The sequence below is a fragment of the Heyndrickxia coagulans DSM 1 = ATCC 7050 genome, assembly GCF_000290615.1.
In the GTDB taxonomy this organism is placed as follows: domain Bacteria; phylum Bacillota; class Bacilli; order Bacillales; family Bacillaceae_C; genus Weizmannia; species Weizmannia coagulans.
In genome coordinates this window covers 1-3,180 of record NZ_ALAS01000090.1, presented here as the reverse complement: position 1 = coordinate 3,180, position 3,180 = coordinate 1, and the positions used below count along the sequence as shown (strand labels likewise).

Annotated in this window: 3 protein-coding genes; all 3 read right to left on the bottom strand. The window is 44.5% G+C overall.

Going from position 1 to position 3,180, the window contains the following annotated elements:
- Positions 1-59: 59 nt before the first annotated feature.
- The 3 genes from IC21_RS03845 to IC21_RS03835 all read right to left on the bottom strand — a co-directional run bounded on the left by IC21_RS03845 (position 60) and on the right by IC21_RS03835 (position 3,012).
- On the bottom strand, positions 60-692 hold the full coding sequence (locus IC21_RS03845) for a hypothetical protein (protein WP_235801100.1): 633 nt from the start codon (positions 690-692) through the stop codon (positions 60-62).
- A gap of 679 nt (positions 693-1,371) precedes the next feature.
- Positions 1,372-2,727 carry a PFL family protein gene (locus IC21_RS03840; protein ID WP_013858225.1) on the bottom strand — a complete coding sequence of 452 codons (1,356 nt, stop codon included), beginning with the start codon at positions 2,725-2,727 and terminating at the stop codon, positions 1,372-1,374.
- A 15-nt stretch (positions 2,728-2,742) separates the two neighbouring features.
- On the bottom strand, positions 2,743-3,012 hold the full coding sequence (locus IC21_RS03835; protein ID WP_029143136.1) for an ACT domain-containing protein: 270 nt from the start codon (positions 3,010-3,012) through the stop codon (positions 2,743-2,745).
- Between the last annotated feature and the right edge of the window lie 168 nt (positions 3,013-3,180).

Here is a 3,180-nt window from a genome sequence, read left to right as displayed (position 1 = left end):
TCTAATTATTTAAATTATTACATATTTAGCCGCATTTTTGGGGGGGAATAGTTAAATTATCACGAAAAATTTTTACTCCTCAGAGCTGACCGTGAATACATTTTACCTATTCCTGAGACAAAGATGACATAATTTAAAACACCACCACCGGCAACAGTCACACTTGAATGATCTTTGGAAATTTTATGCCAATTATACTTTTCGTCCCAATCAAGAGAAAAGGCAAAACCCGTATGGTCTGTCCATTCGTGACAACTCTTTATCTCCCGGAAAGATCCACTGCTGTAAACTCTAATATCCGCTTTTAAATTAACATTTGCAAATCCTGTATTCACTGTTTTTGTTTTTCTGACTGTAGTATAGTTTGAAGATCTTAAAGCTAGAGGTTGAGACAGGCCTAATTTGGAAACAGGTAAAGGTTCTGTATTGTTGATCGTGGTTTCAATTGTCTTTGGTGCGGCGTCTTCAGTGGCCAAGAATTTATTTAAGTCTTCTACACTGTCAAATTTGAGTACAGGTGTTCCTTCTGGGTATTCACTTATGTTGATATCTTTTAGGTTATATTCTGTACTTAAATCGTCTAGAGTTGCATTATCTGTTACAACATCATCACTAATATTTGCATCATTAACTAAAGCACTACCATCCTGCACGACAATGCCTGGATTGTCTTGAAGTGAACTACCCTCCACTTATCAACCTTACGGTTTGATTGAAGTGGGGGCTTCTCGACTTATCGTTGCTTTTACTAGCCAACGAAAACTGACCGAGCTAACCCTCTTGTTCCAAGAGTTTTGTTACGAAATTCATCTCCCACCTACTCATTGGTGCGATTCGCACCTTCACATTCCTTGAGGATGGGAGACTTCTTTCGGAAAGACGTTAAATTACTATCTGTTTCGTCAGCTTTTGCTGGTATAGCTGAAAACAGACCAACTCCTCCTATGGCTATGGCCAATACTAAACGAGCAATTTTTTCATATTATCCCTCCAATATCAATTTTTCTTACACTTTATAAATACTGCGTCGAATTGAAAAAATCCTCTTAAAAAATAAAATCTATTTATTAAAATTTTCAGTTAAAATTTGACAAATGAATCTATATGGCGGTTATTTACCACATAACATTCCATATAACCTGTTGTGTACTTAGTTTTTCTTTTCCATTGCACAATTTTGTTTCCACTCGATCTAGTGATCGCTATTTCATCCCGGTTTTAGGCCGCCGTATATGAAAAAGAAAGGGGCCACTGAAAAAGTAATTTTGTATTTTCCGTGCATATAACATATAGCTTGCAAAAAAAGCGTTGAAACACAAATAGCGGAGTGTCTCAACGCCTTTTCTATTTTGGTGGTGCTTTTTCAAGCGCTCAGTTTTTAAATGAGTGAATCGGGGCCGGGATTCTGCCGCCGCGGGCAATGAAGTCCGCTGATGACAAGGAATGGACGCCCATTACCGGCGCATGGCCGAGCAGGCCGCCGAATTCGACGCGGTCACCGACGTTTGTGCCCGGTGCTGGAATGATCCGCACCGCTGTCGTTTTATTGTTGATGACACCAATTGCAGCTTCGTCTGCGATCATCGCCGAAATCGTTTCTGCCGGTACGTCGCCCGGGATCGCGATCATATCAAGTCCGACGGAGCAGATCGCGGTCATCGCCTCCAGTTTTTCGAGATTCAAGGACCCGCGGTTGACCGCATCAATCATGCCGGCGTCTTCAGAAACCGGGATGAATGCGCCGCTTAAGCCGCCAACATGGCCGCATGCCATGACACCGCCTTTTTTCACGGCATCATTCAGCAAAGCGAGCGCCGCCGTTGTTCCGTGCGTACCCACGGATTCAAGGCCCATTTCCTCCAAAATATGGGCTACAGAGTCGCCAACAGCCGGTGTCGGGGCAAGCGACAAGTCGACAATACCGAACGGAACGCCGAGCCGTTTGGATGCTTCCATGCCGACGAGCTGGCCCATCCGCGTAATTTTAAATGCCGTTTTCTTTACCGTCTCCGCAACGACATCAAACGGTTCGCCTTTCACTTTTTCAAGGGCGCGTTTCACCACACCCGGGCCGCTGACGCCGACATTGATGACGACATCCGCTTCACCGACCCCGTGGAACGCGCCGGCCATAAACGGATTGTCCTCCACCGCATTCGCGAACACAACGAGTTTTGCACAGCCGAGCCCTTGCGTATCCGCGGTCAGCCCGGCCGTCTTTTTAATGATCACACCCATATCACGGACCGCATTCATGTTAATGCCGGAACGTGTCGAGCCAACATTGACAGAAGCGCAGACCCGTTCGGTTTCCGCCAATGCCCGCGGAATCGAATCGATCAATATTTTATCGCCTTTGTGGCAGCCTTTTTGCACCAGCGCCGAAAAGCCGCCGATAAAATGAACACCGACTTTTTTCGCAGCCGCATCAAGTGTTTTGGCAAAAGCAATGTAATCTTTTTCGTCCGTTGCCCCGGCGATGAGGGAAATCGGCGTTACCGAGATCCGTTTGTTAATGATCGGGATACCGTATTCTGATTCAATCTCTTCCCCGGTTTGGACAAGGTTTTCTGCCAATCGCGTAATTTTATCATAAATCTTCCGGCGCGCCTTTTCCCCGTCCGCGTCAATGCAATCGAGGAGCGAAATGCCCATTGTGATGGTGCGGATATCGAGTTTTTCTTCTTCAATCATCCGGATGGTTTCAAGTATTTGTTTCGTTTCCATGATTTTCCCCCGTTTTTACAAGCTGTGCATCGATTGGAAAATTTCCTCGCGCTGAATTTTGATTTGGACTTGCAGTGCCTCGCCTTTTTTTGCAAGGGCATGTTTGATTTCATCAAAATTCGCTTCAGCATTCGACAAATCCAGCATCATCATCATGGTGAAATACCCGCTCATGATCGTCTGGCTGACATCGAGAATATTAATCTTCAGTTCTGCCAGCTGTGTGCTGACACCGGCAATGATGCCAACCTGGTCTTTGCCGATTACTGTCAAAATTGCTCTCATTTTGTCCACTCCTGTTTTGGAAAAAATTCATATCCTTACTATCACAAATTTTGCCGGTCTTGTCTATGTATACTTTTGGAGAGCTTTTTGCGATGTTAACAATTTTTCTTTCAATGCAAATAGAACACCACCAGAAATATAATATTGTCAGATAAATATATGCCCATT